A 19103-nucleotide genomic window follows, 5' to 3' on the forward strand; every position below is an offset into this window, starting at 1 on the left:
GTCTAACCTTTTATGATCATCAGGTTTGTTCAATTCTGAACCCATAAAGATAGAATTAATAAATATAACCCTGATCTGAAGTATAATAGTACGGAATCTAAACCCTAGAGGCGTAAGGATAGTTTGATCTGCGGCTTATTGTCTTAGCTGACTCAGTGCGAATGTATTTTTCTTCCAATTCTGTATCGAGAGCCGACTTGCTAGTTATTGATGATACATTGGCAAATTTAAGGCTCTTAGTCAATCTGCTGCGAGAAAACGGCTATAAAGTTCGAGCCGTTAGTAATGGTTATGAGGCTCTGGAGACGATTCAAAAGAGTCCCCCCGACTTAATTTTATTGGATATTCTCATGCCCGATTTATCGGGTTATGAAGTTTGTCAACAGTTAAAAGAAAGCCCAAAAACCCAAGACATTCCGATTATATTCCTGAGTGCCTTAAGTGACGGATTAGATAAAGTCAAAGCCTTTAGTGTAGGAGGTTCAGACTATATTACTAAACCTTTTCAAGTAGAAGAAGTGTTAGCACGAGTGAAAAATCAACTCACCATTCAATGGCACAAAAAACAACTTCAACTTGAAATTTTAGAACGAGAACAAGCTCAAGAAGCTTTGCGTTTACAATATCAACGAGAACAAGCCTTAAATCGAGTTATCCGGGCTATTCGGAATTCCCTGGAACTTTCGACGGTCTTTTCTACCACTGTGACCGAAATTGGTCAACTCTTACAAGCAGATTGGGTGGCAATTATTCAACATTTCTCTCAATTCCATAGCTGGCAACCGATTGTTGAATATTTTCCCAATTCCGATCTAGCCAAATTGGTTAATACTAAACTGTTGAATTCCCAAGGGTTATTAACAGAACGTTTAAAATTATTACAGGTCTTTTGTGTTGAAGACCCTCACAATATCATCGATTCCAGCAATCAAGATTTAGTTGAACAATATCCGAGAATTTGGTTGGCAATTCCCGTTTATTCTAATGGAGAAGTCTGGGGAAGTTTAAGTATTGTCAGACATCAATCCCTTCCCTGGTCAGAAACTGATGTCGAATTAGCGGTGGTTGTCACTGATCAATTAGCGATCGCAATTGGGCAATCTCAACTTTATGAACAACTGCACCAAGTCAATCACGAATTAGAACGTCTTGCTAATTTAGATGGATTAACCCAAGTCCCTAATCGTCGCAGGTTTGATCGAGTTTTAGAACAAGAATGGCTAAGATTGCGACGAGAAAAACTGCCTTTATCCCTAATTTTAGCAGACATCGATTATTTTAAATTATATAATGATACCTATGGTCATTTATCCGGGGATGATTGTTTAAAGCAAGTCGCACAAACCATTCATGAAACCCTCAAGCGTCCTGCGGATTTAGTCGCCCGTTATGGAGGAGAAGAATTTGCGATTATTCTTCCCAATACTTCCTTAGCGGGAGCCATACAAGTAGCTGAACAAATCCGACAAGCGGTTTATAATTTACAATTACCCCATATCGCCTCCCCTGGCAAACAAGTGATCACCCTGAGTTTAGGAGTGAGTAGTTTAATTCCTCCCATCGATGAAGAACCCCAAATTTTAATTCAAAAAGCAAATCAAGCTTTATATAAAGCCAAAAATCTCGGAAAAAATATTGTGTGCGAGCTTTGAGACTCAGGAGATATCACAAACGGATTAGATGGGTGCCCCCAATTTCCCATTCAAAGCAACCCGGAATCAGGTCAATACTTTAGCCTGTTTTATCAACAGTTGAAATTAAGGCAACTCCTTAAATAAAAGTTTTATAAAGATTAAGGGTTTTTGGGACAACAATACATAAAATAAAGATAGGATGGGGGTTTGTTTTTGATTCTGACTCAATAAAAAACAAATTTATCATTTTTCAACCCAAATCCAGAGGGGCAAGTCTTATGATAAATAAACAGCCATCATTGGTATCCAATTTAACTCAACGAGCCGAAACCTTAAAAGGTTTTTCTCAACAGATGAGTTTAGGGATTAGCATTTTAGGATTTTTGGGATTGCTGAGTTGGATGGGGCAACAAGTTTTTGCTGATTCGATTTTATTCAATTTGATTCCCTTAAATATTTATACCACAATCAGTTTAACCCTGAGTGGATTAACATTAGGGTTCTGGCATTATAAAAACCGAAATTTCCTCGAATCCCAGACCCCAAAAATCCTAAAATTAGCCCTTACAATAGGAGAATTGAGCATCATTTTTATCGCTCTATTTACCCTCCTATATCATCTGTATGATCACATCTTTCTTTCCCCATTTCCAGCCTTTTCCAGTGGCTCTCTTCTAGTGCCAATGCAGATGAATACCGCTTTCGCATTTCTGATGCTGGGCTTGGCGTTGATCCTTTTAAACCGCACTCATCCCCCTGATTTTTTCATTGAAATTTTGGTGATGGGGGCTGGATTTATCATGGTTTTGGGACTATTAACCCCGATTTACAATTACATTTATTTTGAACCCGAATTCACCCCAGAAATCCGATGGCAAAGCGCAATCCTCGTCCTATTGCTGTGTAGTAGCCTATTGAGTGCTCGCCCCCATCGAGGATTAATGTTGATTCTCCTGGGGGACAGTATGGGTAGCCATCTGGCCCGTCAACTCTTACCAGGGATACTCTTGTTACCCCCAATTTTAGGGGGTTTGGGACTATGGGGGGTACAGAAAGCCTTCTATAACGAACCGATGGCGCTCGCCATCAGTACGACCCTAGATATGGTGATGGTATTAGGACTGGTGAGTTGGAATGCCAACACCCTCAACCAAATTGATCAGCGTCGGCGATATGCCGAAGTTAGCCTTCAAGAAACTAATTTACAACTCGAAAACCGGGTTGAAGAACGCACTCAACAACTGCGTGAAAGTGAAGAACAATTTCGACAATTAGCAGAAAATATTCGAGACATCTTTTTTATTAATACCTTTAATCATACTCAACTCATTTATATTAGTCCCACATACCCAGAAATTTTTGGTCGTTCCTGTGAGAGTCTTTATCAAAATCCGAATTCTTGGTTTGATGCGATTCATCCCGATGATCGGAACCGGGTTAAAGTTGCTTTACAACAGCAAACCCAAGGGGAACCATTCTATCAAGAATACCGGGTTATTCGCCCCGATGGTTCTCTGCGTTGGGTATTATCCCGCACGTTTTTAATTCGCAATAATGCCGGAGAATATTACCGAATTGTCGGACTGGTGGAAGATATTACCCAACGTAAACAAGCCGAACTGGACTTACAACAAGCGAAAGTTAACTTAGAAACCCAAGTTGATCAACGAACGGCTGAGTTACAAACTTGGAAACAACGTTATGAAATCGCCGTCGAAGTCAGTGGTCAACTGTTATATGAATATGATTTATTGACTCAACAACATACCTGGGGAAACAATGCCAAAACATTATTAGGCTACGATGTTGCAGAAATGCCCCTGACCCTTGAAGGGTTTTTAAGTTTAATTCATCCTGATGATCGAGAAGCTTGGCGACAAGAAACTCAAAAAATGTTGCAGAAAAACTCACTTCGATTTCAATCTCAATATCGCTTACTCAACAAAAAAGGAGCTTATATTTGGATAGAAGATCAATGTTATTTGGCGACAATTAATGGAAATTATAGAACCAAACTTATTGGTTTTTTACGAGATATTAGTGAGCAGAAAAAAATTGAAATTACCCAATCTCAACTGGCTGCAATTGTTGAATTTTCAGATGATGCGATTATTAGTAAAACCTTAGATGGGATAGTGATTAGTTGGAATATTGGCGCTGAACGGTTGTTTGGATATACAGCCACAGAAATGATGGGTCAATCCATCTCAATTTTATTACCCTTAGAACGTTCCTCGGAAGAAGATGAAATTTTACAACGACTGCTTCACGGTGAACAAATTCAACATTTTGAAACCGTCCGAAGACGAAAAGATAGCAGCTTAGTCCATATTTCTTTAACAATTTCTCCGGTTAAAAATAGCAAAGGAGAGATGATTGGAGTATCTAAAATTGCGCGAGATATTAGTGAACGTAAACGCATAGAAGCGGATTGGCGGGAAAGTGAAGAACGATTTCGCAGTGCCTTTGAAAATGCTTCGATTGGCATGGCAATTGTCAGTTTAAAAGGCCAGTGGGTCAGGGTTAATCAAGCCTTATGTGAAATGCTGGGATATACTCAGGGAGAATTATTAAATTTAACCTTTCAAGACATTACCTATCCTGATGACTTAGAGAAAGATTGGGAAAATTATCATAATTTATTAAATCAAGTTATTCAAAATTATCAAAGTGAAAAGCGATATCTTAATAAACAAGGACAGATCATTTGGGTCTTATTGAATAGTACATTAGTTCGAGATGATCAAGGAAACCCTTTATATTTTATTGCCCAAATTCAAGATATTACTCAACGCCAACAACTTGAACAAGAATTACTGCAAAAACAACAATTATTAGATGCGTTTATTACCAGTGCTCCTGTAGGAATGACCGTTCTGGATGAGCAACTGAGATTTGCTTTTATTAATCAAGCCCTTGCAGAAATCAATGGAATTTTAGTAGAAGAGCATATTGGTAAAACCCCTTGGGATATTGTACCGGATTTAGCCATTAAACAAGAAAAAATCTTTCACGAAGTTTTAAATGAAGGGAGAACCATTCTTTCCGTTGAAATTTCGGGAGAAACCCTTAAACAACCCGGAGTTAATCGCACTTGGTTAGTCTCTTACTTTCCCATTCGTTCTCAATCTCAGAAACCCGTTGGTATCGGAATTGTTGTGGCTGAAATTACCGACCGTAAACAAGCGGAAGCTGCCTTACGCGATAGTGAAGCTCGTTTCCGAGCCATTTTTAACCAAACCTTCCAATTAATGGGACTGTTAACCTGTGAAGGCATGATTTTAGAAATTAATCAAACCGCCTTAGATTTTTCAGATTTACAGTATCAAGATATCGTGAATCAACCGTTTTGGCAAGGACGCTGGTGGACAGTTTCTCCCCAAACTCAAGCCCAACTTCTGGATGCAATTCATCGAGCGGCTCAAGGGGAATTTGTTCGCTATGAAGTTGAAATTTTTAGCCACAATTATCAACTGAAAACCCTTGATTTTTCTCTGCGTCCGTTATTTAATGAAACCGGAGAAGTCAAGCTTTTAATTGCTGAAGGACGAGATATTACTGAACAACAAACCTTACAACTGGAATTAGCCCAACGAGAATCCTGGTTAGATGCTTTTTTTGCTTGTGCTCCGGCTGGATTATTAATTTTAGATAATCAAAAACGATTTATTAAAGTTAACGATTCCATTGCTCGAATGCACCGAATTCCCGCTCAAGATCATATTGGTCAATCCATTCAAGATGTGTTTTGTGAATATACAGCCATTTTAGAATTTGTTGGCGATGAAGTTTTAAGCAAAGGAAACCCGATTTTGGATTTAGAAATTAGTGGCGAATATATTTATCCGGGGATTAGAAATTATTGGATGGCATCCTTTTTCCCCCTATCAAGGGATATTCAAGGCTGTCCTTCCGGGGTGGGTGGGGTGTTATTAGATATTACCGAACGCAAGCGAGTCGAATTAGAATTACGGTCTGTGAGTGAACGATTGCAATATTTACTAACGGTGAGTCCCGCCGTGATTTTTAGTTGTCAACCCCAAGAAGATTATGACATTACCTTTATGAGTGATAATGTTCGCAGTTTGTTGGGGTATTATGCGCCAGAATTTATGAGAAATCCTGGGTTTTGGTTAAGTCATGTTCATCCTGAAGATATTAAATTATTACGCTCAGGATTACAGCATATTTTAAAACGAGATGTCTTTAGTTATGAATATCGATTTTTACACGCTGATCGCACCTATCGTTGGTTAGATATGCAAATGCGATTAGTTCGAGATACGAAAGGACAACCTTTAGAAATTGTGGGATACTGGGTTAATATTACTGATCGCAAAAAAGCTCAATCTGAACTCCAAATTACTCAAAGACGATTACAAACGGTAATTGAAACCATCGGAAATGGCATCACGTTGAGCAATAACCAAGGAGAATTTTTAATTTTTAATTCTCAAATGGAAAGCATCACCGGATATGGCTTAGAAGATACCCAAAGTCACCCCGATTTTATGAAGTTGCTTTATCCTGATAGTAAGGCTTATCAACAGGCGGGAGAACGTTTACAACAGGTAATTCATCAAGGCGCATTACATAATATTGAAACAACGATTATTACTAAATTAGGGGATACTAAAACGCTCTTGGTTTCAACAGTGTTATTAGAAGATGAACGGGGAGAATTATTTTTAACGGTTTATCAAGATATTACCGAACGCAAACGCACAGAAGCTGCATTACAAGAAGTTAATGATTTATTACAAGCAACGATTCTAGCTGCTCCCGTTGCTATTGATGTAATTGATAAAACGGGGAAAGTCTTGGTGTGGAATCCAGCCGCAGAACGAATTTTTGGTTGGTCATTTCAAGAAGTGATTGGTCAATCTTTACCCATGATTCCTAATGATTCTATACAAGAATTTGAAGAATTCGTGAATCATACATTTGCCGGAGATACCCTCAGCCAAGTGGAAACCAAACGTCAACGCAAAGATGGATCTTTAGTGGATATTAGTTTATCGACGGCTTTAGTGCGGAATTCCCAAGGTCAAATTATTGCGGCGATGGGAATTTGTGAAGATATTAGTGAACGCAAACGCACGGAGGAAGCGTTACGTCGTTATGAAAGAATTGTCGCCGCAACAACGGATCAAATTTGTTTAATTGATCGTAACTATACCTATCAGTTAGCAAACCCCGCCTATTTGAATCTTTATCATCAAGCTTTAGACAATTTGATCGGTCTTCCTCTGATCAATTTGGTCGGTCAAGAGCAATTTGATCAGATGATGAAACCTCATTTAGAACGGTGTTTAGAAGGAGAAGTCATCCATGCTCATTTTTGGTTAAGTTCTGGAACTTTAGAGTCTCAATTTCTTAGTATTACTTACGCACCTTATTATGAACTCAACCAGGATATTTCCGGTGTGGTGATTAGTATTCGCAATTTAACGGAACTCAAAATTGCCGAAGAAAAATTACGACAAAGTGAAGAAGCATTAGTTGAAGCTCAACGCATTGCTCATATTGGAAATTGGAAATTTGATGTGGCGACTCAACAAATGAGTTGGTCAGAAGAAATGTACAGAATTTTTGGATTAGAACACCCCCATCCTGAACCCAATTACCAACAATATTTACAGTATGTTCATCCCGAAGATCGCTCTAGTGTTGAGGAGCATATTCAAGCCGCTATTCAAGGGGGGATTTCTTATGAACTGGATTATCGGATTATTAGAGCCGATGGTTCTATTCGCTATTTAGAAGTTCGGGGAGAAGGAGTTAGAGATCAACAAGACAATATTGTTCAACTGTTTGGAACAGCTTTAGATATTAGCGATCGCAAACAAGTGGAATTAGAACTACAAAAAGCCAAAGAATCCGCAGAAATCGCCAATAAAGCCAAAAGCCTGTTTATTGCCAATATGAGCCATGAATTAAGAACACCCTTAAATGCAATTCTTGGATTTGCTCAATTAATGAGCCATGATCCGATCATTCCCCTCTATCAACGGGAAAATTTAGAAATCATTCGCCGCAGTGGCGATCATCTGCTTCATTTAATTAATAATGTTTTAGATCTTTCTAAAATAGAAGCGGGACGCATGACCTTTGATCAAAGTACCTTTGATCTCAATTATTTAATTTTATCTACCTGGGAAATGTTTCGCTTACGGGTAGAAGCCAAAGGATTAAAATTCATCCTCAATATTCAACCTGATGTTCCTCAAACGGTCATAACTGACCCCAATAAGCTCCGCCAAATTTTAATTAATATTTTAGGAAATGCGATTAAATTTACTCAGAAAGGCAGTGTGAGTTTAACGGTTAACAGGAAACAGGAAACCGGGAACGCTCTACGCTTTGAAATTCAGGATTCAGGTGTTGGAATTTCTTCAGCAGAATTAAATAATATTTTTGATGCTTTTATTCAAAGTCAATCCGGTAAAAAAGCCCTAGAAGGGACGGGTTTGGGATTAACCATTAGTCGAAAATTTGTTGAATTAATGGGAGGATCTTTAGGGGTGCAAAGTACCCTGGGTTTCGGAAGTATATTTTGGTTTGAAATTCCGGTACAGATTGCCCACAAAAGCCAAGTTCAATCACCCCAAATCAGTCGTCAAGTTTTATCTTTAGCTCCTGGTCAACCGAATTATCGAATTTTAGTGGTGGATGATCAACTCGAAAATCGTCAACTCATGATTAAATTATTAACTCAAATTGGATTCCAGGTTAAAGAAGCTGAAAATGGACACGAAGCTCTGATCCTCTGGCAAGAATGGCAACCCGATCTGATTTGGATGGATATTCGGATGCCGATTATGGATGGTTATGAAGCGACTCAGCACATTCGCGCCAGTTTGCAGGGTCAAAGCACCGTGATTATTGCCTTAACCGCCTATGCCTCTAAAAGCGATCTCCATTCGGCTTTATCGGCTGGATGTAACGACTATTTGAGTAAACCCTTCCAAGAAGATGAATTATTTAGCAAGATGGCTAAATATTTGAACGTGGAGTATGTGTATGCAGACCCTAACCTTTCATCCCCTCGCTCTCCTATCCCCTCGGATTTGGTTAACTCCGTTTTAACGTCTGGGAGTCTGTTAGTCATGGCTCCTGAATGGATTACCAACCTCCAGGAAGCAGCCCAGTTGTGTGATGAAGAAGAGGTGCTGTCTCTGACTGAACAAATCCCCCCTGAACATCAAGGGATTGCAGCCAGTTTGCGGGCTTTAGCCCGTGATTTTCAATTCCAACAAATTCGACAGTTAACCCTGTCGGAAAATCCCTCTGAACAGTCTTTGGATTCATCTAATGTAATGGCTGAAAATCCTGAGAAAGAAATGGGTTAACAAAAAGCAATATAAATATTAAAAATTATTTAAAATGGAGATTACAAAGAGTAAAAAAGTTAAAATTAGTTGTCTTAACAACATTCATTAAACCCTAGGGATTTAAAGATCAGACAATGACACCTATTGAATTTCTCTGGCTGACTTTCTCAGTTGCTAATTTACCCCCGGTTTTAAGCCAATTAGATGGTTTTCCCTCTATTTCCTATAATTGGCTATTTCTCTTGGTTGTAGTCATTTTAGTTTTACTGGTTTATTTTTTAAATAAAAATCAAGTAAAAGCGGTTCAAAATATCTCTGAACAAGCTCTACAAATTCAAGGCAAAGTTCTCGATCAAGTTCAAGAACAGACAACCGAAATGGCTGCTGTCGCTCAAGAAAAAATCAATCTAATCCTTGAGGAATATCAAAAATTTCTCCCTTATGCAGAACAATTGGGATTGAAAGTAGATAGTTTTAGCATTGAAGCTGGAGTCTTACCCCAAATCAAAACTTCTTTGCGAGGATCGATTGATAATATCAAAAATGAGATGATTGAAAAGATTAAGTTAGAAAACAGCAATAATAAACTGCTTGTTGCTGTTCTCAATGCTATCTTATTAGCTAAAAAATGTAATGATAAACTGGAAAGCGTTTATATTTCGATCTTTAAAGATATCATTATTGATATCAAATTAGGGATTCCTCCTGCTATTTCCGTTCGGTTTCAGTAGGACTGATCTGTTAACTCTCCCGAAGAGATCATTCACCATCCAAATTGTAGGGGGAGTTAGTAATACTGATCACAATCAGGGTGTTGTCTTACAATGACAATCATAGGGATTATTCTAATTCTTGAATCGCCCATTTTGCCCTAGCTCGAACAGAAGTCGTTTCATCATTATTCACAATATATTCTAACTGTTCTTTAATTTTAGCGAACCATTCAGGCTGTGTTTCATGCAGAGCAATTGCTAAACCTTGTAGACCAAAAACCCCCGCATATCTGACAATCCATTCTGGGTCTTGTGATGTTTTTTGTAATATCATTAAGGTTTTAAATTGAGCATCAGGAATTTGTTCTGGGGGTAATTTATCCCATTGAATCATTCCTAATCCTCGGGCGGCGGCGCGACGAACACTTAAGGCAAAATCACTTCCAGCAGATTCTAATAAAACTTCTAAGCCACGGGGATCACCAATACCCGATAAGGCACGAACCGCCCAAGCTCTTGCCCCATAATTATAACCATCTAATTGTTCTAATAAAGGAATAACCGCAGGTTCACCCAGTTGAGTTAATCCATCAACCGCAGCTACCGCAGCCCCAGGATTATTATAACCTAAAACGTTAATTAATGTGGGAATTGATTCAATAGAATTAGCTTCCGCTAAAGCAGAAACAGCATCTAATAAAGCATTCGCAGACTCGGCTTTTTCAACAGCTTGAATTAAAGTTTGTACAGTCATATTTTCGGGTTAGCTAATATTTTTTTATAATAGAGAATCCATTAACTCCATGACTTCAATGGCTGATTCAGATAAGTTGAAATCGGGAGTTCTTGTTAATTGATGTTCTAAAACGCCTTTTAAGGAAATTAATTTTAAACTATTTTCTGCTAAGGTTTGGGCGATCGCTTTTGCCGCTGGTAAATACCCAATTGCACCTAAATCCATTAAAGCCGTGCGACGTAATGTTAAATCATTTCCTTTTAACGCCTCAATTAACCGTTCTCCATAACTATTGTCTCCGGTTAATTGATACATGGCCCTCAGTGCCGCATACTGAACTTTAGGAATAGAATGCTCGATAAAGGGTTCAACTAAAGGAATGGCAACAGTCGCTTTTAAAGCTCCTAATGCTTCTAAAATTGCATCATAGGGTTGGACTAAATAGGGTTTTCCAGGGACACGTTGGGCGGCTGCGACTCCCCCTTCTAATAATTTCATTAAGGCGGAAATACAACGCTCATCTCCTAACTGTTCTAAGGCTTGAGTCGCTGCTTCCCGCACATAAACATCAGAACAATCTAAACAGTCAATTAAGGCTGAAACTGCTCGTTTATCACCTAGTTTTCCTAATGCTCTGGCTGCATTTCGGCGTAAGGGATAACCGCCTTCTTCCGTGCGATCAGATTCATCCTTTAAGGCTAAAATTAACGCATCTACCGCCGCAGGCTGATTAACGCGAAAACGCCCTAACCACCAAGCAGCATAATAACGCCGTCCTAATTCTTCATGCTGAAGATTAGCGATCGCTTGTTCTATGGTTAAAGATTCTCCCTCTTGAGGGGTATTTTCCCCCATTGATTCGTATCCCAAATTGTCCATAGGTTAAAGTCCGTTTTTCTCAACCTTACCATGAAACTTGGGAGGGCGGAATAGTCGAAGTCTCAATCCAGAAAAAATCTGAAAAGCGAAGTTCTATTGCTTTAAATATTTTATAGATCCCTTGATAAATCACTAAAAAAAGTTAGGGAGCTTGAAATTTCAAACTCCCTAACTCAAGATTTTAATTTTTATATAAATTATGAGATCTTCAAGTTTTGATTCAGGGATGAATCCGAATGAACTAAACGATCAACTAATCGTTCTTATTCTGCATCAGAAGTCAACGGCTGAATACTCACAATTTTTGCTCCCATCCGCGTTAAACGCTGCATTTCTTGGTTCATGCGGTTGTAAGGGACAGTAATAAATTGGCTGGAGCTAGAACGAATCTGATACTCTGCTTTGTCAGTTTCATTTGATTGACGTAAACCGACGACTTCGTAGCGAAAAAAGCGATTTCCCGATGGGGAACTCGATGATTGTCCAACAGCAATTTGACCTAACATGAGTTTAAATTTATCCAAAAACAGTTCTACAAACTTGACAAAAAGGGATCGCTGATTAGCAATCCCTGGTTTTTCAGCAATCCTACACAGGAGTGACGCTGGCTACTTTCCCACCTTGGCGTTGAATTTCCTGAAGTAAAGGAGATAACTGTTCGTAAGCAACAATAAAAGATTTGCTGCTCCGACGAACTTTCGGATAGCGACGTTCACGAATTCCAGCCACTTCCACCCGATAACTACGGCCTTGTGCTAAGACACCACCGGTACTAAATCCAGTGGTTGGAACCACACCTTGACCAGAAGCCCGATAAGACCAACCTTCGCTACCACCGGAGGGCCCAACAATCGTAGAAACACTATTGGCTCCCAGTTCTGTCGCCAAGCGAGACGCATTCCCTCCTAATTGAGAGCGATCGCTATTGGCATAACCCCGATACAACCGGAAGATGCGAGTAAAGCCAACGGTTCTTTGTCCCCGTTGAACTTCAAAGGCGCGATAGTAGGGAACCACATTTTCCCCAAAGCTTTCCAGATATTCGGCTGAATCAATATAAGAATCAATATCAGCGTCATAACCTTGATTTTGATATAAATCCAAGTGAAAAATCACTTCGGATTCATCATAGGGAGCACGACCCAATAAATGTTTGTAATTGAGTTCAATTACACGGGTTTGGAAATTCGGGTAGAAAAATTTGGTTTTGTACAGTTCCGATTTAGCAACGGAGCGCACAAACTCCCGCACAGTGATGCTGCCATCACACAACAGAGATTCAGCACTTTTGAGGCGCTCAGAACTCATTAAATAATCGTTACCCAAAAGTTGGCGATAAACCGCACGAATAACTTGTTGGGCATCGTCCCTGCTCCAATCTGGACGCAGTTCAACACGAGCCGCTTCTTGAAACGCAGTTGTTCCGAGCCTAGATGCTGCTGTTGTAATAGCCACCTAAAATCCTCCTCTTATTAACGTGAGTTAGAATTGAGTTGCGAATGTAGCGTGCAACGATTTCGGTTGAAAGGTTTGTCACCTAGAGGGATAGAGTCCAAGCTTCCCCGATGAACAGTCAGCTAGAACTCTAACCTTTTAAGCACAAACCGGCATTCAGGTTTTAATGAATGAGATTATGCCAACGTAATTCTCATCACCCGTCCCCCAGCGCGATGAATTCGCTGCAACTGAGTAGACAGTTGGTCATAGGGCACGGTATATTCAGTGGTAGTACGGCGCACCTGGGGTAGCGACTGTGTTGCTTTTTGGATAACAGTCAGGCGGTAAAGTTGTCCACGATTACCGCCTGTCGTACCTCCTAAGCTTTGCCCACTAGCAGGAGTTTGAATCGGAGAAGCTAAATTCCGAGCTAATTCCCAAGTTAAACGACTTTGCTTTTGGTTTTGAGCGCGATCGCTGCTGGCATACCCGCGATAAAGGGTAAATAAACGGTTAAAACCAACGGTTTTTTGCCCGTCTTGGGTAGAAAATCCCCGATAATAGGGAACGATATTTTCCCCAAAGTTTTCCAGATATTCGGGAGAGTCGAGGTAAGAGTTGATTTCTGCCTCGAAACCTTCGCTGGTGTAGAGATCAACGTGAAACGCAATCTCTGACTCATCGTAAGGGGCACGGCCCAAAAGATGTTTGTAATTTAACTCGATAAACCGAGTTTGAAAGTTAGGGTAAAAAAACTTAGTCCGGTAAAGCTCGGATAAAGCAATAGCTCTGACAAAATCCCGAACGGTAATTTGTCCTTGGCGGAGTAAAGATTCCGCGCTTGTGAGCCGTTCCCGCAACATCAGGTGTTCGTTGCCCATCACCTGACGATATGCTGCCACAATCACGGTTTGCACATCTGCTTCCGTGTAGTTGGGGCGCAGTTCTACGGGTTTTGTTTCTTCGAAAGCCCGGATACCAAGTCGGCTACCCTCAAGCAAGCCAACCATAGCCTTATGCTCCGTAAGAGATCTTCAAAATTGAGAAGACAAAAAAGAAAACTTTGTTAATGTGGGAGACAATCCCCAATAATCAAAGATGCCCGGAGCGCTAAACAACCGTTAACCCAGTTGCTAACAGCTACTTACCGCTCCGAGCATCAAACGCGAGCTTGTCTAGCTCAGAGCGTTGATCGCATAATCAATGTAGGAGTTGGCTTCAACAGCCGCGTCACCGCTGAGACCATGGTTAGCTTTGATGTACTTCAGAGCTTCAACATACCAGCTAGGAGACAGTTCAAAAGTCCGGTTGATTTCATCAACACCAGCAATCAGGTATTCGTCCATGGGCCCTGTACCACCAGCAATTAAGCAGTAGGTGACCATACGGAGGTAGTAACCGATGTCACGAGCGCATTTGCCTTTACCACGTTCGCTAGAAGCGTAGTTGGGCCCTTGCATTTGGGTGGTGTAAGGGAACTTGTTATACACTGCTTGGGCAGCACCACTGACCAGGCTATCGGCTTTATTGCTCAGAGCTTTAGCAGCTTCTAAGCCAGCTTTGGCTTGACGGAAACGTCCGAAAGCCACTTGCAGTTCAGTGCTGCTTAAGAAACGGCCTTGAGAATCGGCGGTGGTTACTGCTTCAGTCAGGGGGGTTTTCATGCTTGAATTATCTCCCGATGTGGTTTACAAAGTTGAGGTACAAATTGAAGTCATTTAATTAGACTTCTATGGATTTATGAAAATCAGATTTTTGAAAAACTAGGCAACAGCAGCCGCAGCGCGATCAAAGTAGCTGGCGATTTCAGAAGCCAGGGCGCTACAATCTCCAGGAGTGATTCCTGCGGGATCGTTGACGATAGCCAGAGCGGCATCTTTCATTTTGCCAACGCCAACAGCAACGGAAGCACCAGGAACGCCTAAAGCCAGGTAGGTTTCACGCAGACCGTTTAAGCAACGATCATCGAGAACGCTAGCATCTCCAGCGAAAACTGCATAGGTGACATAACGTAAGATGATTTCCATGTCACGTAAGCAAGCAGCCATACGACGGTGGGTGTAAGCATTACCACCAGGAGCAATCAGTTGGGCTTGCTCATCAAACAGAGCGCGAGCCGCATTGGCAACGATGGTGGAAGCACTACCGGTGATCCGGTTAACAGCATCTAAGCGTTTGCTGCTTTCGGCAACCATTTGGCTCAGGGCATCGATTTGGCCGGCGCTTAACATTTCGCCGCGTGTATCAGCTTGAGAAACTACCTTGGTGAAGGCATCAAACATGGATTAATCTCCTACTTGACTTGCTTAACTTTGTTTTCGACTCAAAGTGAAATGATGGGTTTTCCCGATCCTGACTCTTGAGAGTCTCTCTATGTTTGGCCGTCGTTACTATTTTTGAGAGCAACCTCAGCCTCACTTAGAGGAACCTTAGAAATCTTACATCATTTTATGAAAGGACATTAAACTTTTTTAATCAAATGTTAATCAATTGTTGGGAGACCAACATTTGTCTGTCGTCTTTGCCCTTCAGATATTAGTTATACAACGCTATCGCAAATTGTTGCGTTAAAATTTATTAAGAAGTGTATCTTTCATGAAGATTCCCATCAGAATTCCCTAACTTTACTTGAGTAAAAATACTTACTTTTTTAGAAAAATTATGCACATTTATGATCTGATTACCCCAGAAAATGGGTTTTAGGAGGTCACTGTCATGGCGTCAATTCCTTAAAAAAAAATCTCCGCACCTTCAAGCCGGAGAGTGTCAACGCTCAATAATTTTGTCAACGTTAACTCACCTCAATATCGAATTCGGGGGTCAATGCAGGCATTGAGAACATCAATCAGAATACTGGCAACAACAACAATCCCTGCGAAAAACACAACAATCCCCTGCACCGTCGGATAATCCCGAAAACTAATCGCTTCATATAACCGATTAGCGAGTCCTGGCCAAGAAAAGGTCACTTCCGTTAAAATTGCCCCGCCTAATAAAGCCGCAAAGGTTAAACCCAAAACCGTAATCACCGGAATCATGGCATTTTTCAACGCATGGGCCACAACAATTCGCAATTCGGGAATCCCTCTAGCCCTAGCGGCTTCCACATAATCCGCCTTTAACGTTTGTTTGAGATTGACCCGCACAATTCGTTCAAAAATACCGCTTAACAATAACCCTAACGTTACAGAGGGTAAAAACAAGTAATACAGTGATACCCCCAATTGCATCCAATTAAGCGTCAACAAACTATCCAGGGTATATAATCCGCTCCACCCTTCAGGGGCCTGAACAGTTACTGGAAAGCGAGTTCCCAAAGGAAACCAACCCAACTGCACCGCAAATATTAACTGAAACAGCATCCCTGCCCAAAACGGCGGAACAGCATAGGTAATAATTCCAAATAAACGTCCCCCCGTATCCCAAACCGTATCAGGATGGGAGGCTGCTACCGCCCCAACCGTAATTCCCACCGCTAAAGCGATGATCATACTAAATAGAGCCAGTTCAACCGTTGCCGGAAAATGAGCTTGAATAATTTCCCAAACCGTTTGTCCGCGACTGGTCAGGGACGTTCCTAAATCAAAATGCAGGAGTTTCCCCATATAGTCAAAATATTGTTGCCACAAAGAACCCTTTAAACCCAATTGCGATCGCAAGGCTTCTTTGGCTGCTTCCGGTGCACGGGGGCCAAGAATCGCATCTACCGGATCACCAGGGGTAGCTCGTAGGAGCAAAAAAACCACTGTGGTAATTGTCCACAGCATCAAGGGAGCCAGCAGTAAACGAGTAAAGACGTAATATTGTAAAGCTCTGGAACGAGACATATCAGTGATCAGTTATCAGTAATCAGTTGTCAGTTAACAGTCAACTCTCAACCGTCAACTGTCAACTGTCAACAGTTAATGTCCGAGTAATGATTCAAAGGTATTACGAAGAAATTTGAGGTCAGCGACTCTAGCCACTAAGAGGTTTTCCTGTCCGGCATCTTCTAGGCGAGTTTTCCAATATTGGATGCTGTCGGCATTGTTCATCCAAAACTGAATTACCGTATCAACGGCTTGATCAACATTCCAGCCCCGTTGAGGAGAAACCGTCTGTACAGATTCAATAAAAGTATCCAGGGTACATTTACGATTTCCCAAATATTCAACCCCTGGGGCGGGTTGTTCGTTTAATTCTTGTTGTTGATAAAAGAAAGAAAGAATGGGAGAAACACCCACTAGATCGAAGGTGTATGGCATAGGTTCCTCCTGTCCATTTTTAATATCCGTTGGTTATACCAAGTTTTCTGGGTAAAGAACGTAATTTTACTTACAAGTTACCCAGATTTTTTGATTTTAATGCAGATTTTGTAAAAATTCACAAGTAGGGTTTTCTCTACCTCAAAACCAGAAAAAAGATTAATTTTTGATGGAAATTTTAATTAAGGATTTTAGGATTTATTAAGGTTTTAAGTCAGTGGGTCGATTGCAATTGACCAACATTTGTGATTCTTCTTCAGACAGATAAATAGGTTCCACAGGAATATGAGTTAACCATCGTTGAAAGGATCTTCCCCCAGGAGCCATAAATTCTTGTAACTGGGAATAAGCAGAACGGCGATAAAATCCACATAACGGTTCCCACCGCGACTGACTTTGAGGAACAACCGCTAAAACCGTATCAGAAACAACCGTTAAATGACTTTGCCAACGTTGAATCATCGTCGGTTCTAACAACGGTAAATCACAGGCTAATAACCAAATCCAATCAAAGGGAATTTCTAATAATCCCTGGGACAAGGCAACTAAGGGCCCTTGGTTCGGTTCCGTCTCTAATATAACTTCGTAATCTTCCGTTAATAGCGTTTGATAGCGTTCCGGCCAAGGTGTAGCAATATATACTTTTTGGCTACAAGTAGCCGCCACTTGATACACTCGCTGAAGCAAGGGTTTTCCTTCATAAAGAACAAAAGCTTTATCCTCACCCATGCGAGAACTTTGGCCCCCTGCCAGAATTAAAGCTGCAATTGAAAGATCATTGATCATGGGTTTTGAGGTAATACCTAGGGCTAAAGTTCTCTATCAGCGTGAAAAACCCATCACGGGTTAACCAAAAATAGCAATTTTGTAGTTTAGAGATATAGCAGCCTCGCCGGGGGTGTTAGGGCATAGACTGATGCTAAAACCTAAATCCTGTCTGTTCCCAGTTCCCAGTTAAGCTGTTCCCAGTTCCCTGCTATAACGTTGAATTTCCTGCAATTTAGCGTGAACTTTCCCTTGCGTTAGTAAAGATTCAGCTTCCGATAATCCTGATTCTAAATTAGGACAAACCCCAGAACGCCACAAATAAAACCCCCCATTCCACAGTGCGGCTTTCATGAATTCACTATTGTGACCCGCTAAAACCGATTGGATTTGTTCAATTAAAATCGCAGTCGAGGGTAGAGGAACTTCTTTCCCCCCAAACCCATAATCACGGGGATGCAATAATAATCGTTCAAAGAAAACATCCTCTGCGGTCGGATGGGAATTTTGTCCTTCTACTGAGGTAGAGTCTTTAATTGGTTTTGTTCCGAGGCTAGGTTGATGTAACCCAATAATACAAGTGCGATCGCGAGGTAAATCACAACTACCCTCTAATCCTTTGACTGTAATAAATTCAGTCACACCCCGCAATTCAAAGGCTTCTCGAAACAGGGTTTCTGTGGGGGGATGGACATACCCACAAACCACCGTTGCTTGTCCTAAATAGGGTTTCCACATCAATTCCATTGTTGCTAACGGAGGACGTTTGCCAATTTCTCGACGATAGGTGACTAAGCGTTCGGCTTCTGGGAAATGTTGAGGAAGATAAACAAACCCTAAACCCAACTGTGTAAACATCTGTTGAGTTTGTACTAAGGATAATTTAGACCAGTCCACCCCCAGCCCTTGCCAAATTTCAATTAAAGGAATACCTTCTTTAGTTGGCATTCGTTGGCCCCCATGTAAAATTACCGGAACCCCTGCGGTGATTAAAATTAAAGCTGTTAAGGGAGCAAAAGGAGCGGTGCGAGACCGACCATCATAGGGACAACCCAACACCATTGGCGCAGAAGCAACGGACTGAAGTTGAGGGCCGATTTCTTCATAGGTATCTAGCATTCCCGCTAATTCTTCACCTGTGGGACGCCGGATACGATGAGCAATTAAAAATGCACCAATTTGAGCCGGAGTTGCCTCCTGCAATAACATTAATCTCAAGGCTTCTGCCGCTTGGGAACGACTCAACGCCTCACTGGTATGGGTTCCACTACCCACTTGACGAAGTAACTCTCTAAATCGATCACTCATACCTATAAAGTATTGACGGTTAACCGAAACTCCATTTTTAAACTTTAATTTGA

The 19103-nt window shown here is 40.9% G+C and carries 14 protein-coding genes; 3 read left to right on the top strand and 11 right to left on the bottom strand.

Translation table 11 applies throughout. The features are described 5' to 3' along the window. Positions 1 to 161 precede the first annotated feature (161 nt). The 3 genes from H6G57_RS18725 (at position 162) to H6G57_RS18735 (ending at position 9699) form a co-directional block, all read left to right on the top strand. Complete coding sequence (locus tag H6G57_RS18725; RefSeq protein WP_190521234.1) at positions 162 to 1652, top strand: diguanylate cyclase domain-containing protein; 1491 nt, start codon at positions 162 to 164, stop codon at positions 1650 to 1652. Positions 1653 to 1912: 260 nt separating this feature from the next. Next, entirely contained in the window at positions 1913 to 8986 is a 7074-nt protein-coding gene (locus tag H6G57_RS18730) for a PAS domain S-box protein (RefSeq protein WP_190521235.1), read from the top strand. A 116-nt stretch (positions 8987 to 9102) separates the two neighbouring features. Continuing rightward, a complete protein-coding gene (locus tag H6G57_RS18735) occupies positions 9103 to 9699 on the top strand; it encodes a hypothetical protein (protein WP_190521236.1) in 597 nt (198 codons plus the stop codon). A gap of 109 nt (positions 9700 to 9808) precedes the next feature. Here the strand turns inward: H6G57_RS18735 and H6G57_RS18740 are convergent, their stop codons facing one another. From H6G57_RS18740 to H6G57_RS18790, 11 genes are all read right to left on the bottom strand, one after another. Beyond that, positions 9809 to 10435, bottom strand: coding sequence for a HEAT repeat domain-containing protein (locus tag H6G57_RS18740; RefSeq protein ID WP_190521237.1), 627 nt, complete (start codon positions 10433 to 10435; stop codon positions 9809 to 9811). Positions 10436 to 10459: 24 nt separating this feature from the next. Then, the gene (locus H6G57_RS18745; protein WP_190521238.1) at positions 10460 to 11296 is read right to left on the bottom strand and encodes a HEAT repeat domain-containing protein; all 837 of its coding nucleotides are present in this window, start codon (positions 11294 to 11296) and stop codon (positions 10460 to 10462) included. A 263-nt stretch (positions 11297 to 11559) separates the two neighbouring features. Beyond that, a complete protein-coding gene (locus H6G57_RS18750; protein WP_190521239.1) occupies positions 11560 to 11802 on the bottom strand; it encodes a phycobilisome linker polypeptide in 243 nt (80 codons plus the stop codon). 82 nt (positions 11803 to 11884) lie between these two features. Next, entirely contained in the window at positions 11885 to 12751 is an 867-nt protein-coding gene (locus tag H6G57_RS18755; RefSeq protein WP_190521240.1) for a phycobilisome linker polypeptide, read from the bottom strand. Between the two features lie 176 nt (positions 12752 to 12927). Next, entirely contained in the window at positions 12928 to 13743 is an 816-nt protein-coding gene (locus H6G57_RS18760) for a phycobilisome linker polypeptide (protein WP_190521242.1), read from the bottom strand. Positions 13744 to 13908: 165 nt separating this feature from the next. Then, positions 13909 to 14397 carry a phycocyanin subunit alpha gene (cpcA, locus tag H6G57_RS18765; protein ID WP_072716936.1) on the bottom strand — a complete coding sequence of 163 codons (489 nt, stop codon included), beginning with the start codon at positions 14395 to 14397 and terminating at the stop codon, positions 13909 to 13911. 99 nt (positions 14398 to 14496) lie between these two features. Further along, positions 14497 to 15015 carry a phycocyanin subunit beta gene (locus H6G57_RS18770; RefSeq protein ID WP_190521244.1) on the bottom strand — a complete coding sequence of 173 codons (519 nt, stop codon included), beginning with the start codon at positions 15013 to 15015 and terminating at the stop codon, positions 14497 to 14499. A 519-nt stretch (positions 15016 to 15534) separates the two neighbouring features. Continuing rightward, a complete protein-coding gene (locus H6G57_RS18775) occupies positions 15535 to 16560 on the bottom strand; it encodes an ABC transporter permease (protein WP_190521245.1) in 1026 nt (341 codons plus the stop codon). 75 nt (positions 16561 to 16635) lie between these two features. Then, positions 16636 to 16977, bottom strand: a complete 342-nt coding sequence (locus tag H6G57_RS18780) for a hypothetical protein (protein ID WP_190521249.1) — start codon at positions 16975 to 16977, stop codon at positions 16636 to 16638. 201 nt (positions 16978 to 17178) lie between these two features. Continuing rightward, the gene (locus H6G57_RS18785; protein WP_190521250.1) at positions 17179 to 17763 is read right to left on the bottom strand and encodes a molybdenum cofactor guanylyltransferase; all 585 of its coding nucleotides are present in this window, start codon (positions 17761 to 17763) and stop codon (positions 17179 to 17181) included. Positions 17764 to 17931: 168 nt separating this feature from the next. Next, a complete protein-coding gene (locus H6G57_RS18790) occupies positions 17932 to 19050 on the bottom strand; it encodes an anthranilate phosphoribosyltransferase family protein (RefSeq protein WP_190521251.1) in 1119 nt (372 codons plus the stop codon). Positions 19051 to 19103 lie beyond the last annotated feature (53 nt).

This window comes from Planktothrix sp. FACHB-1365 (assembly GCF_014697575.1).
GTDB lineage: Bacteria > Cyanobacteriota > Cyanobacteriia > Cyanobacteriales > Microcoleaceae > Planktothrix.

Coding starts and splice junctions, on each gene's coding strand:
- H6G57_RS18770 (WP_190521244.1), bottom strand. CDS start 15,015: ATGTTTGATGCCTTCACCAAGGTAGTTTCTCAAGCTGATACACGCGGC.
- H6G57_RS18760 (WP_190521242.1), bottom strand. CDS start 13,743: ATGGTTGGCTTGCTTGAGGGTAGCCGACTTGGTATCCGGGCTTTCGAA.
- cpcA (WP_072716936.1), bottom strand. CDS start 14,397: ATGAAAACCCCCCTGACTGAAGCAGTAACCACCGCCGATTCTCAAGGC.
- H6G57_RS18725 (WP_190521234.1), top strand. CDS start 162: ATGTATTTTTCTTCCAATTCTGTATCGAGAGCCGACTTGCTAGTTATT.
- H6G57_RS18750 (WP_190521239.1), bottom strand. CDS start 11,802: ATGTTAGGTCAAATTGCTGTTGGACAATCATCGAGTTCCCCATCGGGA.
- H6G57_RS18780 (WP_190521249.1), bottom strand. CDS start 16,977: ATGCCATACACCTTCGATCTAGTGGGTGTTTCTCCCATTCTTTCTTTC.
- H6G57_RS18730 (WP_190521235.1), top strand. CDS start 1,913: ATGATAAATAAACAGCCATCATTGGTATCCAATTTAACTCAACGAGCC.
- H6G57_RS18785 (WP_190521250.1), bottom strand. CDS start 17,763: ATGATCAATGATCTTTCAATTGCAGCTTTAATTCTGGCAGGGGGCCAA.
- H6G57_RS18790 (WP_190521251.1), bottom strand. CDS start 19,050: ATGAGTGATCGATTTAGAGAGTTACTTCGTCAAGTGGGTAGTGGAACC.
- H6G57_RS18735 (WP_190521236.1), top strand. CDS start 9,103: ATGACACCTATTGAATTTCTCTGGCTGACTTTCTCAGTTGCTAATTTA.
- H6G57_RS18740 (WP_190521237.1), bottom strand. CDS start 10,435: ATGACTGTACAAACTTTAATTCAAGCTGTTGAAAAAGCCGAGTCTGCG.
- H6G57_RS18775 (WP_190521245.1), bottom strand. CDS start 16,560: ATGTCTCGTTCCAGAGCTTTACAATATTACGTCTTTACTCGTTTACTG.
- H6G57_RS18745 (WP_190521238.1), bottom strand. CDS start 11,296: ATGGACAATTTGGGATACGAATCAATGGGGGAAAATACCCCTCAAGAG.